This is a genomic window from Pantoea sp. Ft-CA_14 (assembly GCF_024520875.1).
GTDB classification, from domain to species: Bacteria; Pseudomonadota; Gammaproteobacteria; order Enterobacterales; family Enterobacteriaceae; genus Pantoea; species Pantoea agglomerans.
This window is the reverse complement of sequence record NZ_JALNPM010000011.1, coordinates 1-25,377: the sequence shown is the minus strand read 5'-3', so window position 1 is coordinate 25,377 and position 25,377 is coordinate 1. Positions and strand designations below refer to the sequence as shown.

General features: G+C 54.6%; 24 protein-coding genes. 16 read left to right on the top strand and 8 right to left on the bottom strand.

What is annotated here, in order from left to right; translation table 11 throughout:
- Positions 1–11: 11 nt before the first annotated feature.
- The 14 genes from rseP to NR195_RS16175 all read left to right on the top strand — a co-directional run bounded on the left by rseP (position 12) and on the right by NR195_RS16175 (position 17,566).
- The gene (gene rseP, locus NR195_RS16240) at positions 12–1,358 is read left to right on the top strand and encodes a sigma E protease regulator RseP (RefSeq protein ID WP_010671861.1); all 1,347 of its coding nucleotides are present in this window, start codon (positions 12–14) and stop codon (positions 1,356–1,358) included.
- Between the two features lie 51 nt (positions 1,359–1,409).
- Positions 1,410–3,821 carry an outer membrane protein assembly factor BamA gene (bamA, locus tag NR195_RS16235; RefSeq protein WP_010254119.1) on the top strand — a complete coding sequence of 804 codons (2,412 nt, stop codon included), beginning with the start codon at positions 1,410–1,412 and terminating at the stop codon, positions 3,819–3,821.
- A gap of 110 nt (positions 3,822–3,931) precedes the next feature.
- A complete protein-coding gene (gene skp, locus NR195_RS16230) occupies positions 3,932–4,429 on the top strand; it encodes a molecular chaperone Skp (protein WP_010254125.1) in 498 nt (165 codons plus the stop codon).
- A 3-nt stretch (positions 4,430–4,432) separates the two neighbouring features.
- Positions 4,433–5,458: a UDP-3-O-(3-hydroxymyristoyl)glucosamine N-acyltransferase gene (gene lpxD, locus NR195_RS16225; protein ID WP_010254128.1), complete on the top strand. Its 1,026-nt coding sequence runs from the start codon at positions 4,433–4,435 to the stop codon at positions 5,456–5,458.
- A gap of 152 nt (positions 5,459–5,610) precedes the next feature.
- Entirely contained in the window at positions 5,611–6,066 is a 456-nt protein-coding gene (gene fabZ / locus NR195_RS16220; protein ID WP_003852639.1) for a 3-hydroxyacyl-ACP dehydratase FabZ, read from the top strand.
- 3 nt (positions 6,067–6,069) lie between these two features.
- Positions 6,070–6,858 carry an acyl-ACP--UDP-N-acetylglucosamine O-acyltransferase gene (gene lpxA / locus NR195_RS16215; protein ID WP_010254134.1) on the top strand — a complete coding sequence of 263 codons (789 nt, stop codon included), beginning with the start codon at positions 6,070–6,072 and terminating at the stop codon, positions 6,856–6,858.
- 3 nt (positions 6,859–6,861) lie between these two features.
- Positions 6,862–8,010: a lipid-A-disaccharide synthase gene (gene lpxB / locus NR195_RS16210; protein ID WP_256844720.1), complete on the top strand. Its 1,149-nt coding sequence runs from the start codon at positions 6,862–6,864 to the stop codon at positions 8,008–8,010.
- Positions 8,003–8,629: a ribonuclease HII gene (rnhB, locus tag NR195_RS16205; protein WP_010254141.1), complete on the top strand. Its 627-nt coding sequence runs from the start codon at positions 8,003–8,005 to the stop codon at positions 8,627–8,629. The genes lpxB and rnhB overlap by 8 nt, the downstream gene beginning before the upstream one ends.
- A gap of 31 nt (positions 8,630–8,660) precedes the next feature.
- Positions 8,661–12,143, top strand: a complete 3,483-nt coding sequence (gene dnaE, locus NR195_RS16200) for a DNA polymerase III subunit alpha (protein ID WP_010671865.1) — start codon at positions 8,661–8,663, stop codon at positions 12,141–12,143.
- Positions 12,144–12,155: 12 nt separating this feature from the next.
- Positions 12,156–13,112 (top strand): acetyl-CoA carboxylase carboxyl transferase subunit alpha, encoded by a 957-nt coding sequence (gene accA, locus NR195_RS16195; protein ID WP_010254150.1) that lies wholly within the window; start codon positions 12,156–12,158, stop codon positions 13,110–13,112.
- A 169-nt stretch (positions 13,113–13,281) separates the two neighbouring features.
- Positions 13,282–15,432 carry a lysine decarboxylase LdcC gene (locus tag NR195_RS16190; protein WP_033756642.1) on the top strand — a complete coding sequence of 717 codons (2,151 nt, stop codon included), beginning with the start codon at positions 13,282–13,284 and terminating at the stop codon, positions 15,430–15,432.
- 64 nt (positions 15,433–15,496) lie between these two features.
- Positions 15,497–15,886 (top strand): VOC family protein, encoded by a 390-nt coding sequence (locus tag NR195_RS16185; protein ID WP_010671867.1) that lies wholly within the window; start codon positions 15,497–15,499, stop codon positions 15,884–15,886.
- A 52-nt stretch (positions 15,887–15,938) separates the two neighbouring features.
- Positions 15,939–17,258, top strand: a complete 1,320-nt coding sequence (gene tilS, locus NR195_RS16180) for a tRNA lysidine(34) synthetase TilS (RefSeq protein WP_256844719.1) — start codon at positions 15,939–15,941, stop codon at positions 17,256–17,258.
- Positions 17,258–17,566: a cytochrome c gene (locus tag NR195_RS16175; protein WP_010254164.1), complete on the top strand. Its 309-nt coding sequence runs from the start codon at positions 17,258–17,260 to the stop codon at positions 17,564–17,566. The genes tilS and NR195_RS16175 overlap by 1 nt, the downstream gene beginning before the upstream one ends.
- A 40-nt stretch (positions 17,567–17,606) precedes the next feature.
- On the opposite strand, the gene rof is transcribed toward NR195_RS16175, so the two are convergent.
- Both rof and NR195_RS16165 read right to left on the bottom strand, forming a co-directional pair.
- Positions 17,607–17,867 carry a Rho-binding antiterminator gene (gene rof / locus NR195_RS16170; protein WP_010254167.1) on the bottom strand — a complete coding sequence of 87 codons (261 nt, stop codon included), beginning with the start codon at positions 17,865–17,867 and terminating at the stop codon, positions 17,607–17,609.
- Complete coding sequence (locus NR195_RS16165; protein ID WP_010254172.1) at positions 17,854–18,054, bottom strand: YaeP family protein; 201 nt, start codon at positions 18,052–18,054, stop codon at positions 17,854–17,856. Before NR195_RS16165 ends, rof begins: the two co-directional genes overlap by 14 nt.
- 217 nt (positions 18,055–18,271) lie before the next feature.
- Between NR195_RS16165 and arfB the strand changes: the two genes are divergently transcribed.
- Positions 18,272–18,682, top strand: coding sequence for an alternative ribosome rescue aminoacyl-tRNA hydrolase ArfB (gene arfB, locus NR195_RS16160; RefSeq protein WP_064691117.1), 411 nt, complete (start codon positions 18,272–18,274; stop codon positions 18,680–18,682).
- 232 nt (positions 18,683–18,914) lie between these two features.
- On the opposite strand, the gene proS is transcribed toward arfB, so the two are convergent.
- The 6 genes from proS to metN all read right to left on the bottom strand — a co-directional run bounded on the left by proS (position 18,915) and on the right by metN (position 24,478).
- Positions 18,915–20,633: a proline--tRNA ligase gene (gene proS / locus NR195_RS16155; RefSeq protein WP_022625458.1), complete on the bottom strand. Its 1,719-nt coding sequence runs from the start codon at positions 20,631–20,633 to the stop codon at positions 18,915–18,917.
- Positions 20,634–20,722: 89 nt separating this feature from the next.
- Entirely contained in the window at positions 20,723–21,427 is a 705-nt protein-coding gene (gene tsaA / locus NR195_RS16150) for a tRNA (N6-threonylcarbamoyladenosine(37)-N6)-methyltransferase TrmO (protein ID WP_010254180.1), read from the bottom strand.
- Positions 21,424–21,822: an Rcs stress response system protein RcsF gene (rcsF, locus tag NR195_RS16145; protein WP_010254182.1), complete on the bottom strand. Its 399-nt coding sequence runs from the start codon at positions 21,820–21,822 to the stop codon at positions 21,424–21,426. Before rcsF ends, tsaA begins: the two co-directional genes overlap by 4 nt.
- Positions 21,823–21,950: 128 nt before the next feature.
- Complete coding sequence (locus NR195_RS16140) at positions 21,951–22,766, bottom strand: MetQ/NlpA family lipoprotein (RefSeq protein ID WP_010254184.1); 816 nt, start codon at positions 22,764–22,766, stop codon at positions 21,951–21,953.
- A gap of 34 nt (positions 22,767–22,800) precedes the next feature.
- Positions 22,801–23,454: a methionine ABC transporter permease MetI gene (locus NR195_RS16135; RefSeq protein WP_003852613.1), complete on the bottom strand. Its 654-nt coding sequence runs from the start codon at positions 23,452–23,454 to the stop codon at positions 22,801–22,803.
- Entirely contained in the window at positions 23,447–24,478 is a 1,032-nt protein-coding gene (metN, locus tag NR195_RS16130) for a methionine ABC transporter ATP-binding protein MetN (protein ID WP_124889714.1), read from the bottom strand. Before metN ends, NR195_RS16135 begins: the two co-directional genes overlap by 8 nt.
- Before the next feature lie 189 nt (positions 24,479–24,667).
- Between metN and gmhB the strand changes: the two genes are divergently transcribed.
- Entirely contained in the window at positions 24,668–25,228 is a 561-nt protein-coding gene (gene gmhB / locus NR195_RS16125) for a D-glycero-beta-D-manno-heptose 1,7-bisphosphate 7-phosphatase (RefSeq protein WP_031591190.1), read from the top strand.
- Positions 25,229–25,377 lie beyond the last annotated feature (149 nt).

The following is a 25,377-nucleotide window of genomic DNA, read 5'->3' as shown; positions in this document are numbered from 1 at the left end:
GACAGGCAAAGATGTTGAGCATACTCTGGAGTTTCGTCGCCTTTATCGTTGCGCTGGGCGTATTAATTACCGTTCATGAGTTTGGCCATTTCTGGGTCGCTCGTCGCTGTGGCGTCAAAGTTGAGCGCTTTTCCATTGGTTTTGGTAAGTCGCTCTGGCAGCGCCGTGATCGCCACGGCACCGAATTTGTCATCGCGCTGATTCCCCTTGGCGGCTACGTTAAAATGCTCGACGAGCGTGTTGAAAGCGTGCCAGCCGAATTTCGTCATCAGGCTTTTAACAACAAAGCCGTCTGGCAACGCGCCTCCATCATTGCGGCAGGTCCTGTCGCTAATTTCATCTTTGCCATCTTTGCCTACTGGGTTGTGTTTATTCACGGCGTGCCCGGCGTGCGCCCGGTAATCGGTGAAATTTTAAACGGTTCGGTGGCTGCGGAAGCTCAAATTACGCCCGGCATGGAACTTAAGGCTGTTGACGGTATCGAAACGCCTGACTGGGATGCTGTGCGTATGGCGCTGGTGGGTAAAATCGGCGACAGCAGCACCACCTTAACAGTGGCTCGATTTGGCGAGGACGCAACCCAGCAGAAACAGCTGGATTTGCGTAACTGGCAGTTTGAGCCTGATAAGCAGGATCCGGTCGTCGCGTTAGGGATTCAGCCACGCGGTCCGCAGATTGAGACCACGCTGGCAGAAGTACAGGCGAACTCGCCAGCCAGTGAAGCCGGTTTGCAAGCAGGCGACAGGATCGTTAAAGTCGATGGTCAGCCATTATCGCAGTGGCAGACTTTTGTCACGCAGGTCCGGGATAACCCCGGCAAAAGCATGGCGCTTGAGGTGGATCGCGGCGGTGAGTCTATTGCGCTGACGATGACGCCAGAAGCGAAATCTGGCAGTAAAGCGGGATTTGCGGGTGTCATTCCGCGCATTGTTCCTCTGCCAGAAGAGTACAAGACGGTAAGACAGTATGGCGCGTTTGCGGCTATCGGTGAGGCTAGTGTAAAAACCTGGCAACTGATGAAGCTCACCGTCTCCATGCTGGGCAAGTTAATAACCGGTGATGTGAAGCTGAACAACCTGAGCGGGCCAATTTCGATTGCGCAGGGTGCAGGGTTGTCAGCAGAGTATGGGTTGATTTACTACCTGATGTTCCTGGCGTTGATTAGCGTCAACCTGGGCATTATCAACCTGTTCCCTCTGCCGGTTTTAGATGGTGGGCACTTGCTCTTCCTGGCGATCGAAAAGATCAAGGGTGGACCGGTGTCCGAGCGAGTTCAGGACTTTAGTTATCGCATCGGTTCAATTTTACTGGTGCTGTTAATGGGGCTTGCACTTTTCAATGATTTCTCACGTTTGTAACCGCTGGAACGCGAACATTCGAGGGATGTGTTAGGAAAACGCATAACAACGATGGCGATGAAAAAGTTGCTCATAGCGTCGCTGCTGTTTAGCAGCGCCACCGTTTACGGTGCAGACGATTTCGTAGTGAAGGATATTCATTTCGAAGGGCTGCAGCGAGTCGCCGTCGGCGCGGCTCTGCTGAGCATGCCAGTACGGGTTGGCGATACGGTGAATGACGATGATGTCAGAAATACCATTCGCTCGCTGTTCGCTACTGGCAACTTTGAGGATGTTCAGGTCCTGCGAGACGGTACAACGCTGATTGTCCAGGTCAAAGAACGTCCTACCATTGCCAGCATTACCTTCACCGGTAACAAAGCGGTGAAAGAGGATCAGCTCAAACAAAATCTGGAAGCCTCAGGTGTCCGTGTCGGCGAAGCGCTGGACCGTACCACCATCTCCTCTATCGAGAAGGGACTTGAGGATTTCTACTACAGCGTAGGTAAATATACCGCCAACGTGAAAGCCGTGGTCACGCCACTGCCGCGTAACCGTGTGGATCTGAAGCTGGTCTTTACTGAAGGTGTCTCTGCAAAAATTCAGCAGATCAACATCGTCGGTAATAAAGCCTTTAGCTCCGATGAGCTGATTTCCCGCTTCCAGCTGCGCGATGAAGTGCCATGGTGGAACGTGGTCGGCGATCGTAAATATCAGAAGCAGAAACTGGCGGGTGACCTTGAAACCCTGCGCAGCTTCTATCTGGATCGTGGCTATGCACGCTTTAACATCGATTCAACGCAGGTCAGCCTGACGCCTGATAAAAAAGGCATCTACATCACGGTGAACATCACCGAAGGTGACCAGTACAAAATCGCTGGCGTGATCGTCAATGGCAGCATGGCGGGCCATTCAGCAGAAATTGAACATCTGACCAAGATTCCGGCGGGCGAGCTTTATAACGGCGCCAAAGTCACGAAAATGGAAGATGACATCAAGAAACTGCTGGGCCGCTACGGCTATGCTTATCCGCGCGTGGCAACACAGCCAGAAATCAACGACGCCGATAAAACCGTAAAACTGCATATCAATGTGGATGCGGGTAACCGTTATTATGTCCGTAACGTCCGTTTCGAAGGCAATGACACGTCGAAAGACTCCGTGTTACGTCGCGAAATGCGTCAGATGGAAGGCGCGTGGCTGGGCAGCGATCTGGTTGAACAGGGTAAAGAGCGCCTGAACCGTACCGGTTACTTTGAAACCGTTGATGTGGATACTCAGCGTGTGCCAGGTTCGCCGGACCAGGTTGACGTGGTCTACAAGGTTAAAGAGCGTAACACCGGTACCTTTAACTTCGGCGTCGGCTACGGCACCGAAAGTGGTGTGAGCTTCCAGGTCGGCGTCACGCAGGATAACTGGCTGGGCACCGGTAATACCGTGGGCATCAGCGGGACCAAGAACGATTACCAGACCTATGCTGAATTCTCGCTGACTGACCCTTACTTCACCGTTGATGGTGTCAGTCTGGGTGGTCGTCTGTTCTACAACGACTTTAAAGCAGATAACGCGGACCTTTCTGACTATACCAACAAAAGTTATGGTCTGGATGGCACGCTTGGCTTCCCGGTTAACGAAAACAACACCCTGCGTGTCGGTCTGGGCTATGTCCACAATGACCTGTCAAACATGCAGCCTCAGGTGGCGATGTGGCGTTATCTTGACTCGGTCGGCAAGCCGCAGCAGCTCAATGATGAAGGTGATTTCTCAGCAGATGACTTCACCTTTAACTACGGCTGGACTTATAACACCCTTGACCGCGGCTTCTTCCCGACGTCCGGTAACCGTACCAACCTGAACGGTAAGGTGACGATTCCGGGCTCGGATAACAGCTTCTATAAGGCCACGCTGGATACTCAGCAGTATGTGCCGATTAACCAGGATCGTACCTGGGTGCTGTTAGGCCGTGGTCGCGTAGGTTATGGCGATGGTCTCGACGGCAAAGAGATGCCGTTCTACGAGAACTTCTACGCCGGTGGTTCAAGCACCGTGCGCGGCTTCCAGTCCAACACCATTGGACCGAAAGCAGCCTACTTAAATAACAACTCGTCGAACTGCCGAATCGCCGATCCAAATGGCGTCTGTAAGTCTGACGATGCGGTGGGCGGTAACGCCATGGCGATTGCCAGCCTTGAGCTGATTACGCCAACGCCGTTCCTGAGCGAGAAGTATGCTAACTCGGTTCGTACCTCGGTGTTTGTCGATGCCGGTACAGCGTGGGATACCCATTGGGAAAATACCGCGGAAACGCGTGCGGCGGGCATTCCTGACTACAGCGATCCAAACAATATCCGTGTATCCAGCGGTGTTGCGCTACAGTGGATGTCACCGCTCGGCCCGCTGGTGTTCTCTTACGCCCAGCCGATGAAGAAAGTCGATGGAGACAAGTCAGAGCAGTTCCAGTTTAACATTGGTAAAACCTGGTAATGTTCTGAGCATGGATGCATAGCTGAAGTATTGCTGCCGGACAGCACCTGTTGCTGTTCCGGGGCAAACACTGTGTCGCTGACACAAACGTTGATGGTAAGGAGTTTATAGTGAAAAAGTTGTTGTGTGCCGCAGGTCTGGGTCTTGCTTTAGCGGTCTCCGCTGGTGTTCAGGCTGCCGACAAAATTGCAGTGGTAAACGTGTCCAGCATTTTCCAACAGTTACCGCAACGTGCGACTGTTGCTAAACAGCTGGAAAACGAGTTCAAAGGCCGTGCAACTGAGTTGCAGAGCCAGGAGCGCGATCTGCAAACCAAAATGCAGCGTCTGCAGCGTGACGGTTCTACCATGAAGGCGAGCGAACGCAGCCGTATGGAAAAAGATGTCATGTCTCAGCGTGAAGCTTTCTCTACAAAAGCCCAGTCTTTTGAGCAGGATAATCGCCGTCGTCAGATGGAAGAGCGTAACAAGCTGCTGAGCCGTATTCAGGATGCCGTGAAGAAAGTCGCTGACAGCGATGGTTACGACGTCGTGATCGACGCTAACGCGGTGGCTTATGCGTCAAACGCAAAAGACATCACTGCTGACGTGCTGAAACAGGTTAAATAATTCATGTCATCTATTCGACTGGCTGATTTAGCCCAGCAGTTGGATGCAGAATTGCACGGAGATGGCGATATCGTCATCTCCGGCATTGCTTCTATGCAATCCGCCACAACTGGCCAAATCACTTTTCTTGCAAACAGCCGTTACCGCGAGCAACTCGCCCTGATTAAGGCCTCAGCCGTGGTGCTGACGGAAGCGGATCTGGAGTGGTGCAATACCGCAGCGCTGGTGGTGAAAGATCCCTACCTGACCTATGCGCGTATGGCACAAATACTCGATACCACGCCACAGCCAGCGCAAAATATTGCCCCCAGTGCAGTGATCGATCCCTCAGCCCGACTCGGTAGCAACGTCGCCATTGGCGCCAATGCGGTGATCGAAGCGGATGTTGAGCTGGGCGATAACGTGGTCATTGGTGCAGGATGTTTTGTTGGCAAAAAAACCCGTATCGGCAGCGGTACCCGTCTCTGGGCCAACGTCTCTGTTTATCACGAAATTGAAATCGGTCAGGATTGCCTGATTCAGTCAGGTACCGTCATCGGTTCTGATGGTTTCGGCTATGCCAACGATCGCGGTAACTGGGTGAAAATCCCGCAGTTAGGCGCGGTGATAATCGGCGATCGCGTAGAAATAGGTGCCTGCACCACTATCGATCGCGGTGCGCTGGATAACACTCTGATCGGCAATGGTGTTATCATAGACAACCAGTGCCAGATCGCTCACAACGTAGTTATTGGCGACAATACTGCGGTTGCAGGCGGTGTGATCATGGCGGGTAGTTTGAAAATTGGGCGTTACTGTATGATTGGCGGTGCCAGCGTCATTAACGGCCATATGGAAATCTGTGACAAAGTAACGGTGACCGGTATGGGTATGGTCATGCGTCCTATCACAGAGCCTGGTGTCTATTCATCAGGCATTCCGCTGCAACCCAACAAAACCTGGCGCAAAACTGCAGCGCTGGTGATGAACATCGATGACATGAGCAAACGCTTAAAAGCCATCGAGCGCAAGGTCGGCAAAGACGACTAACCGCCATCCCAAAACTGACCGGCTTTCATAATAAAAATGTTAAGCAGGGAAGCCCGGCGCCACAGAACCTATTTGCGGCCTGCGGAAGATCATTTTGATCTGTGCAGGCCGTGTTATTGATGTCATCAGATTTTTAGGACAGGAAGAGTATTTTGACTACTGAAACTCATACTCTGAAAATTGAAGAGATTTTAGAGCTGCTGCCGCACCGCTATCCGTTTCTGCTGGTAGACCGCGTGCTGGAATTTGAAGAGCACAAATACCTGCGTGCAGTGAAGAACGTTTCTGTTAATGAACCGTTTTTCCAGGGGCATTTCCCTGGTAAACCGATTTTTCCTGGCGTTCTGATCCTGGAAGCGATGGCGCAGGCTACCGGTATTCTGGCGTTTAAAAGCGTAGGTAAACTGGAGCCAGGCGAACTCTACTACTTTGCCGGTATCGACAGTGCCCGTTTCAAGCGCCCTGTGGTACCTGGCGACCAAATGATCATGGAAGTCACTTTCGAGAAAACCCGCCGTGGTCTGACCCGCTTTAAAGGCGTGGCGACTGTCGACGGTAAAATCGTTTGTGAAGCGACCATGATGTGTGCCCGCAGCCGGGAGGCATAATTCGTGATTGATCCAACAGCCACTATCCATCCCAGTTCTGTCATCGAAGAGGGCGCTATTATTGGCGCCCGCGTTCACATTGGCCCGTTTTGCTTTATTGGTGCGAATGTTGAGATCGGTGAAGGAACGGTACTGAAGTCACATGTTGTGGTGAACGGCCACACGCGCATCGGTAAAGATAATCAGATTTATCAGTTCGCCTCAATTGGCGAAGTGAATCAGGATCTGAAATATGCCGGTGAGCCAACACGGGTTGAGATCGGTGATCGTAACCGCATCCGTGAAAGCGTGACGATTCATCGCGGCACCACGCAGGGTGGCCAGGTCACCACCGTGGGCAGCGATAATCTGCTGATGGTTAATGCTCACATCGCGCATGACTGCGTGATTGGCAACCGCTGTATCTTCGCCAACAACGCCACCCTGGGTGGTCACGTGACGGTCGATGATTTCGCCATTATTGGCGGCATGACAGCGGTACATCAGTGGTGCATCATCGGTGCTCACGTGATGGTTGGCGGCTGTTCGGGCGTGGCGCAGGATGTGCCGCCTTACGTTATTGCGCAGGGCAACCACGCTACGCCGTTCGGGATCAATATCGAAGGTCTCAAGCGTCGTGGCTTCAGCAAAGAGTCGTTGCACGCTATCCGCAACGCCTACAAGTTGCTCTATCGCAGCGGCAGAACGCTGGAGGAAGTGAAACCGGAGATCGAAGCCATCGCACAGCAGCACAGCGAAGTGCAACCTTTCTACGATTTCTTCACCCGTTCAACCCGTGGATTAATTCGTTAATCCATGTCAGCGCGTTGCTTAACGATTGCCCTGGTCGCCGGAGAAACCTCCGGCGATATTCTTGGTGCAGGTCTGATCCGTGCCCTGAAAGCCCGTCATCCGGATGCACGCTTTGTCGGCGTGGCGGGTCCCCTGATGCAGGCTGAAGGGTGTGAAGCCTGGTATGAGATGGAAGAGCTGGCGGTGATGGGCATTGTCGAGGTGCTCGGTCGCCTGCGACGCCTGCTGACAATCCGTCGCGCTCTCACCCGGCGTTTTACCGAACTCCGACCCGATGTCTTTGTCGGGATTGATGCGCCCGATTTCAATATCACGCTGGAAGGCAATCTTAAACGCACTGGCATTCGCACTATTCACTATGTCAGCCCCTCGGTGTGGGCATGGCGGCAAAAGCGTGTCTTTAAGATTGGTCGTAACACCGACCTAGTGCTGGCGTTCCTGCCATTTGAAAAAGCTTTTTACGATCGCTATAACGTTCCCTGTCGTTTTATCGGTCACACCATGGCGGATGCCATGCCGCTGCAACCCGATAAGCTGGCTGCACGCCGTCATCTGGGCATTGCCGATGATGCGCTCTGCCTGGCCTTGCTGCCCGGCAGCCGGGGTGCGGAAGTGGAAATGCTCAGCGCCGATTTTCTGAAAACCGCTCAGTTGCTGCGTCGTCACTATCCGGCACTGGAAATCGTGGTGCCGCTGGTCAACGCCCGTCGCCGCGAACAGTTTGAGAAGATTAAAGCCGAAACCGCCCCCGAACTGCCGATGCATCTGCTTGATGGTCAGGGACGTGAGGCGATGATTGCGAGCGATGCCGCACTCCTGGCGTCAGGCACTGCCGCACTGGAGTGTATGCTGGCAAAATGCCCGATGGTCGTCGGTTATCGCATGAAGCCGGCCACCTTCTGGCTGGCGAAACGGCTTGTCAAAACCCCTTACGTCTCGCTGCCAAACCTGCTGGCAGGGCGTGAGCTGGTCAAAGAGTTACTGCAGGATGAGTGTCAGCCTGAAGCCCTGGCCGCAGCGTTAGATCCGCTGCTGCATGCCGGGCCTGAGCGAGAAACACTCCTGCAGACGTTTCATGAATTACATCAACAGATCCGCTGGAACGCCGATGAGCAGGCAGCGGATGCGGTACTGGAGCTGGTGAATGCCTGATTTTATCTATCCTGTCGCCAGACTGATTGCCGGTGTGGACGAAGTGGGGCGCGGTCCGCTGGTTGGCGCGGTCGTTACTGCCGCGGTGATCCTCGATCCGGCAAACCCGATTACCGGCCTGGCCGACTCGAAGAAACTGTCTGAAAAGCGCCGCCTGGCGTTGTATGACGAAATCAAAGAGAAAGCGCTGGCATGGAGTCTGGGACGCGCAGAGCCTGAAGAGATCGATCAGCTCAACATTCTGCATGCCACTATGCTGGCGATGCAGCGCGCCGTAGCTGGCCTCGGCATTCAGCCCGATTATGTGCTGATTGATGGCAATCGTTGCCCTGCACTGCCAATGCCTTCACAGGCGGTAGTTAAAGGGGATAGTCTGGTTGCCGAAATCAGTGCAGCATCGATCATCGCCAAAGTGTCGCGTGACCAGGAGATGACCGAACTCGATCTGCTGTTCCCGCAGTATGGTTTTGCGCAGCACAAAGGTTATCCGACGGCGCTGCATATAGAAAAACTGACGCAGTATGGCGTCACGCCGCACCACCGTCGCAGTTTTGCGCCCGTACGCAATGCGCTGCTCGATGCTGAAGTACTGGCTGCACGCCAGACCCTTACGCTTTAATAGCCTGACGCTGTTTTAACCGGAAACTGATATGGCTGAACCCCGTTTTATACATCTGCGTGTCCACAGTGACTATTCGATGGTTGATGGCCTGGCGAAAACCGGGCCGTTAATCAAGAAGGCGGCTGCCCTTGGCATGCCGGCTATCGCGATTACCGACTTCACTAACCTCTGTGGCCTGGTGAAATTTTACGGTGGCGCGCACAGCGCAGGGATAAAGCCGGTCATTGGTGCCGATTTCAACGTTGCCAGTGAGCTGATGGGGGATGAGCTGACACAGCTTACCGTGCTGGCGTCCAGTAATACCGGATACCAGAACCTGACGCTGCTGATCTCCCGTGCCTATCAGCGTGGGTATGGCGTGGACGGACCGATCATCGACCGCGACTGGCTGATTGAATTGCAGGAAGGATTAATCCTGCTGTCGGGCGGACGGCGTGGCGATGTGGGTCGCAGCCTGCTGCGCGGCAACAATGCCCTGGTTTCGCAATGCCTGTCGTTTTACCAGCAACATTTCCCCGATCGCTACTACCTGGAGCTGATTCGTACCGGCCGTCAGGACGAAGAGAGCTATCTGCATGCGGCAGTTGAACTGGCGATTGCAGAGGGAATACCGGTCGTTGCCACCAATGAAGTCTGCTTTATCAATGCAGAAGATTTCGATGCGCACGAAATTCGCGTCGCCATTCATGATGGCTATACGCTGGATGATCCCAAGCGTCCGCGTAACTACAGTCCTCAGCAATATATGCGCAGCGAAGAGGAGATGTGCGAGCTCTTCTCGGACATCCCGGAAGCGCTGGAAAACAGCGTAGAGATTGCTAAGCGTTGTAACGTCACGGTCCGGCTGGGCGAGTACTTCCTGCCGCAGTTCCCGACCGGTGACATGACCACCGAAGATTATCTGGTGGTGAAATCCCGTGAGGGTCTGGAAGAGCGTCTCGAGTTCCTGTTCCCGGACGAAGCCGAACGCCTTGAGAAACGCCCGGAATATGATGAACGTCTGGAAATTGAACTCAACGTTATTAACCAGATGGGTTTCCCCGGCTACTTCCTGATCGTAATGGAGTTCATCCAGTGGTCGAAGGACAACGGCGTGCCGGTCGGGCCGGGGCGTGGTTCCGGTGCCGGTTCACTGGTGGCCTATGCGCTGAAAATCACCGATATCGATCCGCTGGAATTTGACCTGCTGTTCGAACGCTTCCTGAACCCGGAACGCGTCTCGATGCCCGATTTCGACGTCGACTTCTGCATGGAGAAGCGCGATCAGGTGATCGAACACGTTGCAGATATGTACGGACGTGAAGCGGTTTCCCAGATTATTACCTTCGGCACCATGGCGGCGAAAGCGGTCATTCGCGATGTGGGCCGCGTGCTGGGACATCCTTACGGCTTCGTTGACCGCATTTCAAAACTGATCCCGCCCGATCCCGGCATGACGCTGGAAAAAGCCTTTATTGCTGAACCGCAGCTTCCCGCCATGTATGACGCGGACGAAGAGGTTAAAGCGCTGATCGACATGGCGCGCAAGCTGGAAGGGGTCACGCGTAACGCCGGTAAACATGCGGGCGGCGTGGTCATTGCGCCAACGAAGATCACCGATTTTGCGCCGCTCTATTGCGATGAGCATGGGCAGTTCCCGGTGACCCAGTTCGATAAAAATGATGTGGAATATGCCGGCCTGGTGAAGTTCGACTTCCTGGGCCTGCGTACGCTGACCATCATCGACTGGGCGCTGAAGATGATCAACCCGCGCCGGGAAAAGCAGGGACTGGAGCCGATCGATATCGCCTCTATCCCGCTGGATGATAAGAAAAGCTTCGATATGCTGCAGCGCTCGGAAACCACCGCGGTGTTCCAGCTTGAATCGCGCGGCATGAAAGATCTGATTAAGCGTCTGAAGCCCGACTGCTTCGAAGATATGATCGCACTGGTGGCGCTGTTCCGTCCTGGCCCACTGCAGTCCGGCATGGTGGATAACTTCATTGACCGTAAGCATGGCCGTGAAGCGATCTCCTATCCGGACATTCAGTGGCAGCATGAAAGCCTGAAACCGGTGCTGGAACCGACCTACGGCATCATCCTCTATCAGGAACAGGTGATGCAGATCGCCCAGGTTCTCTCCGGTTACACGCTGGGCGGTGCGGATATGCTGCGTCGCGCCATGGGTAAAAAGAAACCCGAGGAGATGGCCAAACAGCGTTCTGTATTCCGCGACGGTGCCGAAAGTATGGGCATCGACGGGGAACTGTCGATGAAGATCTTCGATCTGGTAGAAAAATTTGCAGGTTATGGCTTTAACAAGTCACACTCTGCGGCCTACGCACTCGTCTCCTACCAGACGTTGTGGCTGAAGGCGCACTATCCGGCTGAGTTTATGGCTGCGGTCATGACCGCCGATATGGATAACACCGAGAAAGTGGTTGGCCTGGTCGATGAGTGCTGGCGGATGGGACTGAAAGTCCTGCCGCCTGATATCAACTCCGGTCTCTATCAGTTCCATGTTAATGACGCGGGCGAGATCGTTTACGGCATTGGCGCGATTAAAGGCGTCGGTGAAGGTCCGATCGAAGCGATCATCGACGCCCGTAACGAAGGCGGTTATTTCCGCGAGTTGTTTGATCTCTGCGCCCGTACCGACACCAAAAAGATCAACCGTCGGGTAATGGAAAAATTGATCATGTCCGGGGCCTTTGATCGCCTTGGACCGCATCGTGCTGCGCTGATGAGTTCACTCAGTGACGCGTTAAAAGCGGCCGATCAGCACGCGAAAGCGGAAGCGATTGGCCAGGCTGATATGTTTGGCGTACTGGCGGAAGAGCCGGAACAGGTTGAGAAATCGTACGCCAGCGTCACGCCGTGGCCTGAGCAGGTGCAGCTGGATGGCGAACGGGAAACGCTGGGGCTTTACCTTACCGGCCACCCGATTAATCAGTACCTGAAAGAAATTGAGCGTTACGTTGGCGGGGTGCGGCTGAAAGATATGCATCCTACCGATCGGGGTAAAATTACCGTGGCGGCCGGTCTGGTGATCGCGGCACGGGTAATGGTCACCAAACGCGGCAACCGAATTGGTATCTGTACTCTGGACGATCGCTCCGGTCGTCTTGAGGTGATGTTATTTACCGATGCGTTAGATAAATACCAGCAGTTGCTGGAGAAAGACCGAATTCTGATCGTCAGCGGACAGGTCAGCTTTGATGACTTCAGTGGTGGCCTTAAAATGACCGCTCGTGAAGTCATGGACATCGACGAAGCTCGCGAAAAATACGCGCGCGGACTTGCTATCTCGCTGACGGACAGGCAAATTGATGACCAGCTATTAAACCGACTCCGTCAGTCTCTGGAACCTCATCGATCAGGGACTATTCCGGTGCATCTCTACTATCAGAGAGCCGACGCGCGAGCGAAGCTGCGCTTTGGTGCAGCGTGGCGAATTTCGCCCAGCGATCGTTTACTTAACGATCTGCGCTCGTTGATTGGATCGGAGCAGGTGGAACTGGAGTTTGACTAGAACAGGAACATTATGAGTCTTAATTACCTGGATTTTGAACAGCCAATTGCAGAACTGGAAGCGAAGATCGATTCGCTGACCTCAATTGGTCGTCAGGATGATAAACACGTTAATCTGGATGAAGAAGTTCAGCGTCTGCGTGAGAAAAGCGTTGAGCTGACCCGTAAAATCTTCGCCGATTTGGGCGCATGGCAAATCGCTCAGCTGGCGCGTCATCCTTTGCGTCCTTACACCTTTGACTACGTGCGCAACGCCTTCGACGATTTCGATGAGCTGGCGGGCGACCGTGCTTATGCCGATGACAAAGCGATTGTGGGCGGGATTGCACGTCTTGATGGACGTCCGGTGATGATCATCGGGCACCAGAAAGGCCGTGAAACCAAAGAGAAAATTCGCCGTAACTTCGGCATGCCAGCACCGGAAGGCTATCGCAAAGCGCTGCGCCTGATGGAGATGGCTGAGCGTTTCAAAATGCCAATCATCACCTTCATCGACACACCGGGTGCCTATCCGGGTGTGGGCGCGGAAGAGCGTGGGCAGTCTGAAGCGATTGCCCGCAACCTGCGTGAAATGTCTGGCCTGAAAGTGCCGGTGATCTGTACGGTCATCGGTGAGGGCGGTTCAGGTGGTGCGCTGGCGATTGGCGTGGGCGACAAAGTGAATATGCTGCAGTACAGCACCTATTCAGTGATCTCGCCGGAAGGCTGTGCATCTATTCTGTGGAAAAGCGCTGACAAAGCGCCGCTGGCCGCTGAAGCGATGGGCATTACCGCTCACCGTCTGAAAGAGCTGAAGCTGATTGACTCGGTGATCCCTGAGCCGCTGGGTGGCGCGCATCGCCGTCCGGTTGATATGGCGCAGTCACTGAAGCAGCAGCTGCTGGCCGATCTGGCCGATCTCGATGGATTTAGCACTGAAGAGCTGCTGGATCGTCGTTATCAGCGCCTGATGAGCTACGGCTACGCCTGATTTAGCCCCATCCATAAAAGCGGACTCCGGTCCGCTTTTTTTATGCCGCCGGTTTATCTCCGCACGCTATTCCCCTCTCTTTCAGCGCCATCCGATAGCCGCCTTGCTACACCTTCCGCGGGTTAGCGGTTATGCTTGTCCGGTTCCACAATAATCAGGGAGATGGGCATTGAATATTCTGGCGATCATGGGCGCGCACGGCGTGTTTTATAAAGATGAACCGTTACGCGAACTCGACGCGGCGTTAAATCTGCAAGGCTTCAGGCTGCTTTACCCGAAAAACAGTGACGATCTGCTGAAACTGATCGAGCACAATCCGCGTATCAGCGGCGTCATCTTCGACTGGGACGCGCACAACAGTCCGGAACTCTGTGGTGAGATTAATCAGCTCAACGAATACCTGCCGCTGTACGCCTTTATCAACACCCACTCGCAGATGGATATCAGCGTCAATGAGATGCGCATGCCGCTGCACTTTTTTGAGTACGCGCTGAATGCCGCCGACGATATCGCGCTGCATATCCGGCAATATACCGATGACTATCTCGACCACATTACGCCGCCGCTGACTAAAGCGTTGTTCACCTATGTGAAAGAGGGCAAGTACACCTTCTGCACGCCGGGCCATATGGCGGGTACCGCGTTTCAGAAGAGCCCGGTGGGCTGCCTGTTCTACGATTTCTTCGGGGCCAATACCCTGAAATCGGACATCTCAATTTCCGTTACCGAACTGGGTTCGCTGCTTGATCACACCGGTCCGCACCTTGAAGCGGAGGAGTACATTGCACGCACTTTTGGCGCCGAACAGAGTTACATGGTGACCAACGGGACCTCAACGTCGAACAAAATTGTCGGCATGTATGCCGCACCGGCGGGCAGTACCGTGCTGATCGATCGCAACTGCCACAAGTCACTGACCCATCTGCTGATGATGAGTGATCTTATCCCCATCTGGCTGAAGCCGACCCGCAATGCGTTGGGTATTCTCGGCGGTATCCCGAAGCAGGAGTTCACCCGCGAGAGTATTTCGCTCAAGGTGGCTGCCACCGACCGTGCCACGTGGCCGGTTCATGCGGTGATCACCAACTCCACCTATGATGGGCTGCTCTACAATACCCAGTACATCAAAGAGACACTGGATGTACCGTCGATTCATTTCGATTCAGCGTGGGTGCCTTACACCAATTTCCATCCGATCTACGCCGGTAAAAGTGGCATGAGTGGCGACCGCATCCCGGGAAAAGTGGTGTATGAGACGCAATCGACCCACAAACTGCTGGCGGCGTTTTCGCAGGCATCAATGATTCACATTAAGGGCGACTACGACGAACAGACGTTTAACGAAGCCTACATGATGCACACCACCACCTCGCCCAATTACGCCATCGTCTCCTCTATTGAAACTGCTGCTGCCATGCTGCGTGGCAATCCCGGTAAACGACTGATCAATCGCTCGGTGGAGCGCGCGCTGCACTTCCGTCGGGAGATCCAGCGCCTGCGCGAGGAGTCCGATAGCTGGTTCTTTGATATCTGGCAGCCGGAAGAGGTTGATGAAGCGCAATGCTGGCCGATCCAGCCCGGCGACGAAGAGTGGCACGGATTTACTCAGGCCGATCGCGATCACATGTACCTGGATCCGATCAAAGTCACCATTCTGACGCCGGGCATGAGCGAACTGGGGAAGATGGCGGAAGAGGGGATCCCGGCGGCGCTGGTGGCGAAGTTTCTGGATGAGCGCGGCATCGTGGTGGAGAAAACCGGTCCCTATAACCTGCTGTTCCTGTTCAGCATCGGTATCGACAAAACCAAAGCGATGAGCGTGCTGCGCGGACTGACCGAGTTCAAACGCGCCTACGATCTTAATCTGCGGGTGAAAAACATGCTGCCGGATCTCTATGCCGAAGATCCTGACTTCTATCGCAATATGCGCATCCAGACACTGGCGCAGGGGATCCATCAGCTGATCCGCCATCACGATCTGCCACGTCTGATGCTGCAGGCATTTGATGTCCTGCCCGAAATGAAGATGACGCCGCATCAGGCGTTTCAGCAGCAGGTGAAGGGCAACATCGAAACGGTGGATCTCAGCGAACTGGTCGGGCGGGTGTCGGCCAATATGATTCTGCCTTATCCGCCAGGCGTTCCACTGGTGATGCCAGGCGAGATGATTACTGAGAAGAGCCGCGCAGTGCTCGATTTTCTGCTGATGCTGTGCAGCATTGGACGGCATTATCCGGGCTTCGAAACGGATATTCACGGTGCCAGCCTGACCGAAGAGGGCGAGTATCGCGTCCGCGTGCTGAAAAACGACCTCGCATAAACCTTTAAACGACTATCAGCGGCAGGGTGTCTGTGGACAGCCTGCCCGAATCAGGGAATTGAACATGTTGCAGTTAACCGCTATTCACCACATCGCCATCATCGCCTCTGACTATCAGCGCAGCAAAGCATTCTATTGTGACGTACTGGGTTTCCGTCTGATGGGCGAATATTACCGCGAAGCGCGGGACTCCTGGAAAGGCGACCTTGCCCTACAGGATCGCTACACCATTGAGCTGTTCTCTTTTCCTGAGCCGCCGGCGCGGGTCAGTCATCCTGAAGCGTGTGGCCTGCGTCATCTGGCCTTTACCGTGCCGGATGTTGCCGCTGCCGTCGCGACGCTGGCCGATAAAGGCGTTATCTGCGAGCCGATTCGCATTGATGACCTGACCGGTAAACAATGCACTTTCTTTGCCGATCCGGATGGTTTGCCGCTGGAGCTTTATCAGGCGTAAAATAGCGCGCTCAGCGGGCGACATTCAGTGGCCCGATTTTCTGGATTCTGCCATGTCTTTGCCCGCTTTTGACACTCTGTTGCAACCTGATGCCGCCCTGGTGGTCGCATTCAGCGGTGGACTGGATTCAACCGTGCTGCTGCATCAGCTTCGCGGCTGGCAGCAGCAGCATCCTCAGTTGCGCCTGCGGGCACTGCATGTTCACCATGGGCTTAGCCCGAATGCCGATCGCTGGGCAACCCATTGCCAGACGATTTGCGCGCAGTGGCAGCTGCCCTGTGAAGTGCTCCGCGTTAACGTTGATGGCCGGGAAAACGGCATTGAAGCAGCCGCCCGCACTGCCCGTTATCAGGCGCTGAGTGCGGCACTGCAGCCGGGCGAAGTGTTACTCACAGCGCAGCACCTCGACGATCAGTGCGAAACATTCCTGCTGGCGCTGAAGCGCGGCAGTGGTCCCGCCGGGCTGGCAGCGATGCCCGCTACACGCACGCTGGGTTCTCATCAGCTGGTGCGTCCGCTGCTGAATCAGACGCGACAGTCGCTTGAAGCCTATGCCGACGCGCATCAGCTGGCGTGGATTGAAGATGAGAGCAATCAGGATCTTCGCTACGACCGCAACTTTCTGCGTCAGCGGCTGCTGCCTGAGCTTCACCAGCGCTGGCCCCATTTTGCCGAGGCAGCGGCCCGCAGTGCGGCGTTATGCAGTGAGCAGGAGCAGTTGCTGGATGAACTGCTCGTCGGGCAACTGGCAGAGCTGATCCAGCCTGATGGCAGCCTGCACTTTCCACCCTTAATGGCCATGAGTGAGCTGCGTGCTAATGCCTTATTGCGGCGCTGGATCGCCGGACAGGGTGGGGCGATGCCGTCCCGTGAAGCGCTGAAACGCATCCACGACGAAGTGATGGCGAGCCGGGAGGATGCGCAGCCCCGGCTGCGATTCGGTCAGGCTGAACTTCGTCGTTACCGTCAGCAGCTCTACTGGCTGCCGTTGTTCAGTTCACTGCGCGACACCGAGCTGGCATGGCCCAATCTCTGCCAGCCGCTGGCGTTACCGCAGAATCTTGGCACGCTGCGTGCCAGCCAGTCGCAGAGCCTGTTGCGCTATCCTGAGCCGGATGAGCAGGTCAGCGTGCGGTTTCACGCACAGGGTTATGTCCATCTGGTGGGCCGTCGTGGCGGAAGGGAAATGAAAAAACTGTGGCAGGAGTTACAGATACCGCCGTGGCAGCGTGAACGGCTGCCGTTAATTTTTTATAACCAGACGCTGGTCTGCGTTCCGACTCTTTTTGTCACCCGTGATGGCGCGGCCACTGATCAGCAGGGCTGGCAGATAGTCTGGGACGGAGCATGCGGCGCAGGAGAACAACAATAATGAAACAGTGGCTTATTGCCTGTTTAGCGGTCACCGTGTTACCGGCATGGGCAGCGGGTGATGCGCAGCGCGGCGCACAGAAAGCGGGCAGTTGCATGGCCTGTCATGGCGCAGCAGGAAAAGCGGCGGTGCCGCTCTATCCTGACCTGGCCGGGCAGCACGCACCTTATCTGGAACATGCGCTGCAGGCCTATAAAAAGGGCGAACGCAGTGGCGGTCAGGCTGAAGTCATGAAGGCGTTTGTGGCGGGATTGAGTGACAGCGATATGGCGGATTTAGCGGCGTACTACAGTTCGTTGCAGCCCTGAAGTTTAACAGGGCGGAAAGGTCCCGCCCTGAATGCGTAGGTTACTCTGCGCTGACAACCACCGTACCCAACTCGGGATGGGTGAAGCTGGCGATATGGTCGAGACGTAATTCGCGATGTTCACCGGAAAGATCGATAGCCAGATATTCAACGTTCTTACGTGAAAAGATCTCTTTGGCTTTTGCCTTAAGCTGCTCGCCATCTTTCATTTCCAGCGACAGCATCCAGTTGTTCTGGCAGGCGAGTTCCAGATTATCGTAATCATCGCAATTGATAGGTTGGTACGCTTCATTTATCAACATAGTCGCTCACCAATAAGTTAGCAGCGGCGTAGGCCGCCTGTTCCCTGACAGAAGAGTTTAGCTCAGTATTTGCGGCAACATCATTAAGTGCCTTCAATGCGCAGCCAATCGCATCCGGTATGTAACCTAAATCCCCGCTGCCGATTTCGGCATACTTCCGGCGAACTAACTCACAATAATTTTGCACGTGGCCCTCCTCGGCAGAGCGTAAATACTCTGGTTAACTGGCGACTATATCATAGCCATTTAGAGGAAATCAGCCTGCGTAAAGCAGGAACAGTGCGCGAATCACTGCTAAAGTGACAGATTCCGCTGTCTGAGGCGGAATAAATCAGAGCACAAAAGGTTAATTTGATGAACAGGTTATCGGAGGTCAACGTGGTTAAGGTGTGGGGAGCGAGCTTATGATTATGCTATCCCGTTCGGTTGAGATTCCGGAGAGTGAGATTGAGCTGACGGCGATTCGTGCTCAGGGCGCAGGCGGACAACATGTCAATAAAGCCAGCACCGCCATTCATCTGCGCTTCGATATCGCTGCCTCTTCACTGCCCGCGTTTTATAAAGAGCGGCTGCTCACCGCCACTCATCATTTGATTACCGGTGATGGCGTTGTGGTGATCAAGGCGCAGGAGTATCGCAGTCAGGAGATGAATCGTGAAGCGGCGCTGCAACGTCTGGTTAATCTGATCAAGGAGCTGAGTACCGTGGAAAAAGCCCGGCGCGCCACGCGGCCGACCCGCGCCTCAAAAGAGCGCCGTCTTGAAGGAAAAGCCCGCCGCAGTTCAACTAAATCGATGCGCGGCAAGGTACAATAAAAAACGCCCCGCAGGCGGGGCGTTTGAGTACTTACAACGTCAGGGGCGAGCGGCGAAGAGATCGAGCCTGCTCAGGGAACGCGGTCAGATCGGAAAGTCGCTAACGCCATCCATGGCCGCTCGGCCCGCACCGTCCCTGGCGCGGGACGCTTTCCTCTCCTGACCCGGTTCCCTTCGCGTTGAGCTCATCTGTTGCGGCCAGATTCAGCCCGCTTTGATTAACGCTAAGAACTTACTTATTCAGAGCCTTCAGCAGGAATTCAACAATTTCATCCTGCTTAATCATCTGCTTCTCACCGGCACGACGTGATTTGTACTCAATCTCCTGATTATCGAGATTGCGATCACCAATGACGATGGTGTGTGGCACACCGATCAGTTCCATATCAGCGAACATCACGCCCGGACGCTCTTTACGGTCATCCAGAATAACCTCAACGCCTTTAGCACGCAGGGTGGCATACAGCTCTTCCGCCAGCTCTTTAACCCGGAACGATTTCTGCATATTCATTGGCAGAATCGCAACCTCGAAAGGTGCCAGTGCGGCTGGCCAGATGATGCCGCGGTCGTCATGGTTCTGCTCAATGGCTGCCGCAACAACGCGGGTGATGCCGATGCCGTAGCAGCCCATGCTCATCACCTGATTGCGGCCATCTTCGCCCTGAACAGACGCTTTCAGCGCGTCAGAATACTTGGTGCCGAGCTGGAAAATATGACCGACTTCGATGCCGCGCTTAATCTGCAGCGTGCCTTTACCATCCGGGCTTAAATCGCCTTCGACCACGTTACGGATATCCGCAACGCTGGCCAGCGGCAGATCGCGCTCCCAGTTAATGCCGAAGTAGTGCTTACCATCGACGTTGGCACCGGCGCTGAAGTCGCTCATCTTCGCCACGGTACGATCAGCAATAACAGGCATCTGCAGACCAACCGGGCCGATTGAACCCGGTCCGGCACCCACTGCAGCGCGAATCTCTTCTTCGGTCGCGAACACCAGCGGTGACGCAACGATCTCTGACTTCTCCGCTTTGATCTCATTAAGCTGATGATCGCCGCGTACCAGCAGGGCAACCAGCGCGTGGCCGCTCTCTTCAGCACCTTTAACAATCAGCGTTTTCACTGTTTTTTCAACAGGCACATTGAATTGCTCAACCAGCTCCGCGATGGTTTTTGCGTCTGGCGTCTCGACCAGTTGCATCTCCTGCGACGGCGCTGCGCGCTCACCAGCGGGTGCGACGGCTTCGGCCAGCTCAATGTTGGCCGCGTAATCAGAATCGGTAGAGAAGATCACATCATCTTCACCGCTCTGCGCCAGAACCTGGAACTCATGGGAGGCGCTGCCGCCAATCGAGCCGGTGTCGGCCTGCACGGCGCGGAAATCCAGACCCATACGGCTGAAGATCTGGCTATAGGCGCGGTACATCGCGTCATACGTTTCCTGCAGCGACTCCTGCGAAACGTGGAACGAGTAAGCATCTTTCATGATGAATTCACGTGAACGCATCACGCCAAAGCGCGGACGGACTTCATCACGGAATTTGGTCTGGATCTGATAGAGGTTGAGCGGCAGTTGCTTATAAGAGCTCAGCTCATTGCGGATCAGGTCAGTGACCACCTCTTCATGCGTCGGACCCAGCACGAACGGACGCTCGTGGCGATCTGCAATACGTAACAGTTCCGGGCCATACTCCTCCCAGCGACCGCTCTCCTGCCACAGGTCGGCGGGCTGCACAACCGGCATTAAAATCTCAACCGCGCCCGCGTTGTTCATCTCTTCGCGCACGATGTTTTCGACTTTTTTCAGCACGCGAACCCCGGTCGGTAACCAGGTGTACAAGCCAGAAGCCAGTTTGCGGATCATACCGGCGCGCAGCATCAGCTGGTGGCTGATCACTTCAGCGTCGGAAGGCGTCTCTTTCTGAGTAGAGAGCAGATATTGAGTAGTACGCATTGATTACGGTTCCAGTTGATCGGAAAGTCACAGACAGAATTTTGCTGGCGGCTAGTGTACCAGTGAGATCACCGGCTCAAAAGCGGGTTTTAACGCGGGTCGATAGCGATCACTTCAGTACCGGCATCGTCAATGCGCCAGCGTACATTAAAATCCATCAGCCAGGCCGCATATTCCCGCGCCTGCGTTTCGCCCTGACGGTAAGCGGGACGGGGATCCTGTGCCAGCACTTCACTGATAAAGCGAGCCAGATTGGGGTAGCGCGACTGCTGGTGAAGCTGCTGTTGTGCCAGCGCGGAGAAGCGAACCGGCATATCAGCCGCAGGTGCCGCCTGAGCAAAACCCGCCTGGGCATGCGGCAATGCTTCGGCAAAGGGCAGATAAGGTTTGATATCCACCACCGGGGTGCCATCGACCAGATCCAGACTGCCAAGCTGCAGGATCACCTGCTGTTTTTCAATCCTGATACCTTTTAGCTCAACCAGCGACATGCCAATGGGATTGGGACGGAACGTTGAACGTGTCGCAAATACACCCATGCGCGCATTGCCGCCCAGTCGGGGAGGCCGAACCGTGGGACGCCAGCCGCCCTCCATCGTCTGATGGAAGACAAACAGCAGCCAGAGGTGGCTGAACGCTTCCAGTCCACGCACCGCTTCCGGCTGATTGTAAGGTGGCTGCAGGTGCAGTTCGCCGCCGCCATCCTGCACCAGCCCTGGCTGGCGCGGTACGGCAAACTTCTCCTTCCACGGTGAGCGGATTACCCCAATTTGCGCAAAGGCGAATTCACTCATTGATTGCTGACTTTCAGTGCCGAACCCTGACACACCGCCTGACGATAGCAGCCTGGCGTGCCGGTGACGATTTCACACTGATGCAGCAGCACCGCATTGGCTTTCATCTGTGACGCTTTGATCTGCAGGCGTTTACGTGCAGTAGCGATGTTGGCTGGGGAGTTCTGATTACTCATCTGGCAATCTTCAGCGGAGACTTCACCCAGATCGCGGAACGGCTTGCTGACCAGATCGGCGGCATCGGTATAGAGCTTAACCGGTGCCGGTCGTGACACAGGCTTACGGGTGGGTTCACTGGATTGCTGCGGCCGGGACGGTGCGCTGCTTATCGGGTGATACTCATGAACACACCCTGTCAGCATCAATGCTAACAAGCAGAGCGGTAAAAAACGCATGGCAACATCCTCAGGTTTCAAAAAGTGGCGTTATTGAAACAAGGACAAGAATAAATAACAAGTCGGGCAGGGCACCCAATAACAGAAAGGGCGGCATAGCGCCGCCCTTAAGGAGATGAACAGCTGAATTACCAGCCTTTAACCGCGCCGCCGTTAAAGACTTTGTTAGCGGCATCGTAGACTTCGTCAGACTGGTAAGCCTTGACGAATTTCTTCACGTTTTCCGCATCTTTATTATCTTCGCGCGCCACAATCAGGTTCACGTACGGTGAATCTTTATCTTCGACGAAAATGCCATCTTTGGCTGGCGTCAGGCCAATCTGGCTGGCGTAGGTGGTGTTGATAACCGCCAGCGCGATCTGCTGATCGTCCAGTGAGCGAGGCAGCTGCGGCGCTTCCAGCTCAACAATTTTCAGATGCTTAGGGTTTTCAGTGATATCCAGTGAGGTTGGCAGCAGGCCCACGCCATCTTTCAGCTTGATCAGACCCACTTTCTGCAGCAGCAGCAGCGTACGGCCCAGGTTGGTCGGGTCGTTTGGAATGGCAACCTGAGCGCCATCCTGCAGTTCATCCAGTGACTTGATCTTTTTCGAATAGCCCGCGATTGGGTAGACGAAGGAGTTACCCACTGAAACCAGCTTGTAGCCACGATCTTTGATCTGCTGATCCAGATACGGTTTGTGCTGGAAAGCGTTGACGTCGATATCGCCTTTGCTCAGCGCTTCATTCGGCAGTACGTAATCGTTGAAGGTGACCAGCTCAACGTCCAGACCATATTTCTCTTTGGCAACTTTCTGCGCTGCTTCAGCAACCTGCTGCTCAGCACCGACAATCACACCCACTTTGATGTGGTTAGGGTCTTTCTCTTTTTGATCGCATCCTGCCAGCGCAATCGCGCCAATCAGTGCACCCACAGCGGCAATTTTCTTGAATCTGAAAGACATATCCTTTCCTTCTTAATAATGTGATATTGCTGGCTTATTTATGGGACACCGCATGCACGATGCGGTCGCCACAGAATTGAATGAGATACACCAAAACCACTAACAACACCAATACCGTATTCATCACAGTGGCGTTATATCCGATATAACCATACTGATAACCGATCTGGCCCAGACCACCGGCACCCACCGCGCCACCCATGGCGGAGTAACCAACCAGGGTAATCAGGGTGATGGTCGCAGCATTCACCAGGCCAGGCATCGCTTCCGGCAGCAGAACCTTACGGATGATCTGCATTGGTGTGGCGCCCATGGCACGTGATGCTTCAATCAGTCCGGTTGGCAGTTCCAGCAAGGCATTTTCAACCATACGTGCGATAAACGGCGCCGCGCCAACGGTCAACGGCACGATGGCCGCCTGCAGTCCGATTGAGGTGCCGACGATTACGCGAGTAAAAGGAATCATCCAGACCAGTAAGATAATGAAAGGAATGGAGCGGAAGATATTCACCAGCGCGGAGAGCACGCGATAAAGTCCCTGATTCTGCAGAATCTGGCCCGGACGGGTGACATAGAGTAAAACGCCGACCGGCAGACCCAGCACAAAACCGAAAAAGCCCGAGACGAAGGTCATCATCAGCGTTTCCCACACGCCCCGTCCCAGCAACCACATCATCGCTTCAGACATAACCTAACACCTCTACTTTCACATGATTCTCCTTCAGCCAGGCTATCGCCTCGCGGGTATCGCTTTCTGTGCCGTGCATTTCGGCCAGCATAATGCCGAACTTCACGCCACCGGCGTAATCCATCTGGGCACTGATAATGTTGTTATTCACGTTGTAACGGCGGGCAGCTTCAGACAGCAGCGGCGCATCAACCGATTTACCGGTGAATTCCAGTCGCAGCAGGGGCACGGTGCCTTCAGCGGCGGTGGCAGAAAGGCGCTGCTGGTAATCATCCGGAATATCCAGATGCAGCGTAGACTGAATAAACTGCTGCGCCAGCGGTGTCTTAGGATGAGAGAAGACCTCACTGACGCTATCTTTCTCAATCAGTTCACCGTGACTGATGACCGCAACCTGATCGCAGATGCGTTTCACTACATCCATTTCATGAGTGATCAGCAGAATCGTCAGCCCAAGCCGGCGGTTAATGTCTTTAAGCAATTCCAGAATAGAGCGGGTCGTCGCGGGATCCAGTGCGCTGGTGGCTTCATCACACAGCAGAACCTTGGGATTGCTGGCCAGGGCGCGGGCAATCGCGACACGCTGCTTCTGTCCGCCCGACAGATTGGCGGGCCAGGCATCATGCTTGTCTGATAATCCCACCAGTTCCAGCAGTTCAGTTACGCGAGCCGTGATCTGAGCGCGGGAGAGATTACCGAGTTCCAGTGGAAGAGAGACGTTACCCGCGACGGTACGGGAGTTCATCAGATTAAAGTGCTGGAAGATCATGCCGATCTGGCGGCGCGCCTGGGTTAACTGACGTTCGTTGAGTGCGGTTAAATCAGCACCGTCTACCAGTACGCGGCCCGAAGTAGGGCGCTCCAGCAGGTTAACGCAACGAATCAACGTACTTTTACCGGCACCGGAAGCACCGATAACGCCATAAATCTGTCCGGCAGGCACGTGCAGGCTGACATCCCTTAACGCCGGAACAGACCGCGTGCCTTGCTGAAACACCTTGGTGATATTTTCTAGTTTAATCATTATGTTATTTATTATCGTGTTGCGTTGTCCGTGGTGTGGGAAGCCTCGTCGCTTTTATTCGGTATAAAAGCTGGATGGATGTTAAGGCATCCAGACGTCTAAATCAATGGAAGTGATTCAATCTGACATTCTCCCTTTTATAGCAATCATGCGATACTGATCGGCAATTTTTACAGCAGGAGTTTCTACGTGGCGAATAAAGTCCCCGCTATTTTTCTTGATCGTGATGGCACCCTTAATGTCGATAATGGCTATGTCCATGAGATCGATGACTTCCAGTTTATTGACGGCACGATTGAAGCGCTGCAACAACTGAAGGCAATGGGTTTTGCGCTGGTGGTTGTGACCAATCAGTCTGGCATCGCGCGCGGTATGTTTACTGAAGATACCTTTATGCGGCTGACAGAATGGATGGACTGGTCGCTGGCCGATCGCGATGTTGATCTTGATGGCATCTATTTCTGTCCTCACCATCCTGAAGCAACAGTAGCAGAGTTCCGTCAGGCCTGTGACTGCCGCAAGCCTCAGCCGGGTATGCTGTTGACGGCACAGGAAGAACTGAATATTGATATGGCCGCTTCTTATATGGTGGGTGACAAGCTGGAAGATATGCTGGCAGGGCAGGCTGCCGGTGTCGGCATGAAAGTACTGGTGCGCAGCGGCAAACCGGTCACTGCTGAAGGTGAAGCAGCAGCAGATTGGGTGATTAATAGCCTGGCAGAGCTTCCGGCGCGCATTAAAAAGGGGTAAAACAGCGCTTTTGTGCAAATTTCAGACGAACAGAAAAAAAGTCTCAATTTGCACTTGCGCTATCTGAGCCGTTCCCTATAATGCGCCTCCACTGACACGGCAAACCGGAAACGGAAAACGGGTCAGGAGGCACAGGAGACTGCGCCGCC

Bases quoted from the DNA above. Each gene is read 5' to 3' on its own strand.
- rseP (WP_010671861.1), top strand. From the start codon at position 12: ATGTTGAGCATACTCTGGAGTTTCGTCGCCTTTATCGTTGCGCTGGGC.
- bamA (WP_010254119.1), top strand. From the start codon at position 1,410: ATGGCGATGAAAAAGTTGCTCATAGCGTCGCTGCTGTTTAGCAGCGCC.
- lpxD (WP_010254128.1), top strand. From the start codon at position 4,433: ATGTCATCTATTCGACTGGCTGATTTAGCCCAGCAGTTGGATGCAGAA.
- lpxB (WP_256844720.1), top strand. From the start codon at position 6,862: ATGTCAGCGCGTTGCTTAACGATTGCCCTGGTCGCCGGAGAAACCTCC.
- rnhB (WP_010254141.1), top strand. From the start codon at position 8,003: ATGCCTGATTTTATCTATCCTGTCGCCAGACTGATTGCCGGTGTGGAC.
- dnaE (WP_010671865.1), top strand. From the start codon at position 8,661: ATGGCTGAACCCCGTTTTATACATCTGCGTGTCCACAGTGACTATTCG.
- accA (WP_010254150.1), top strand. From the start codon at position 12,156: ATGAGTCTTAATTACCTGGATTTTGAACAGCCAATTGCAGAACTGGAA.
- NR195_RS16185 (WP_010671867.1), top strand. From the start codon at position 15,497: ATGTTGCAGTTAACCGCTATTCACCACATCGCCATCATCGCCTCTGAC.
- tilS (WP_256844719.1), top strand. From the start codon at position 15,939: ATGTCTTTGCCCGCTTTTGACACTCTGTTGCAACCTGATGCCGCCCTG.
- NR195_RS16175 (WP_010254164.1), top strand. From the start codon at position 17,258: ATGAAACAGTGGCTTATTGCCTGTTTAGCGGTCACCGTGTTACCGGCA.
- rof (WP_010254167.1), bottom strand. From the start codon at position 17,867: ATGTTGATAAATGAAGCGTACCAACCTATCAATTGCGATGATTACGAT.
- arfB (WP_064691117.1), top strand. From the start codon at position 18,272: ATGATTATGCTATCCCGTTCGGTTGAGATTCCGGAGAGTGAGATTGAG.
- proS (WP_022625458.1), bottom strand. From the start codon at position 20,633: ATGCGTACTACTCAATATCTGCTCTCTACTCAGAAAGAGACGCCTTCC.
- tsaA (WP_010254180.1), bottom strand. From the start codon at position 21,427: ATGAGTGAATTCGCCTTTGCGCAAATTGGGGTAATCCGCTCACCGTGG.
- rcsF (WP_010254182.1), bottom strand. From the start codon at position 21,822: ATGCGTTTTTTACCGCTCTGCTTGTTAGCATTGATGCTGACAGGGTGT.
- NR195_RS16140 (WP_010254184.1), bottom strand. From the start codon at position 22,766: ATGTCTTTCAGATTCAAGAAAATTGCCGCTGTGGGTGCACTGATTGGC.
- NR195_RS16135 (WP_003852613.1), bottom strand. From the start codon at position 23,454: ATGTCTGAAGCGATGATGTGGTTGCTGGGACGGGGCGTGTGGGAAACG.
- metN (WP_124889714.1), bottom strand. From the start codon at position 24,478: ATGATTAAACTAGAAAATATCACCAAGGTGTTTCAGCAAGGCACGCGG.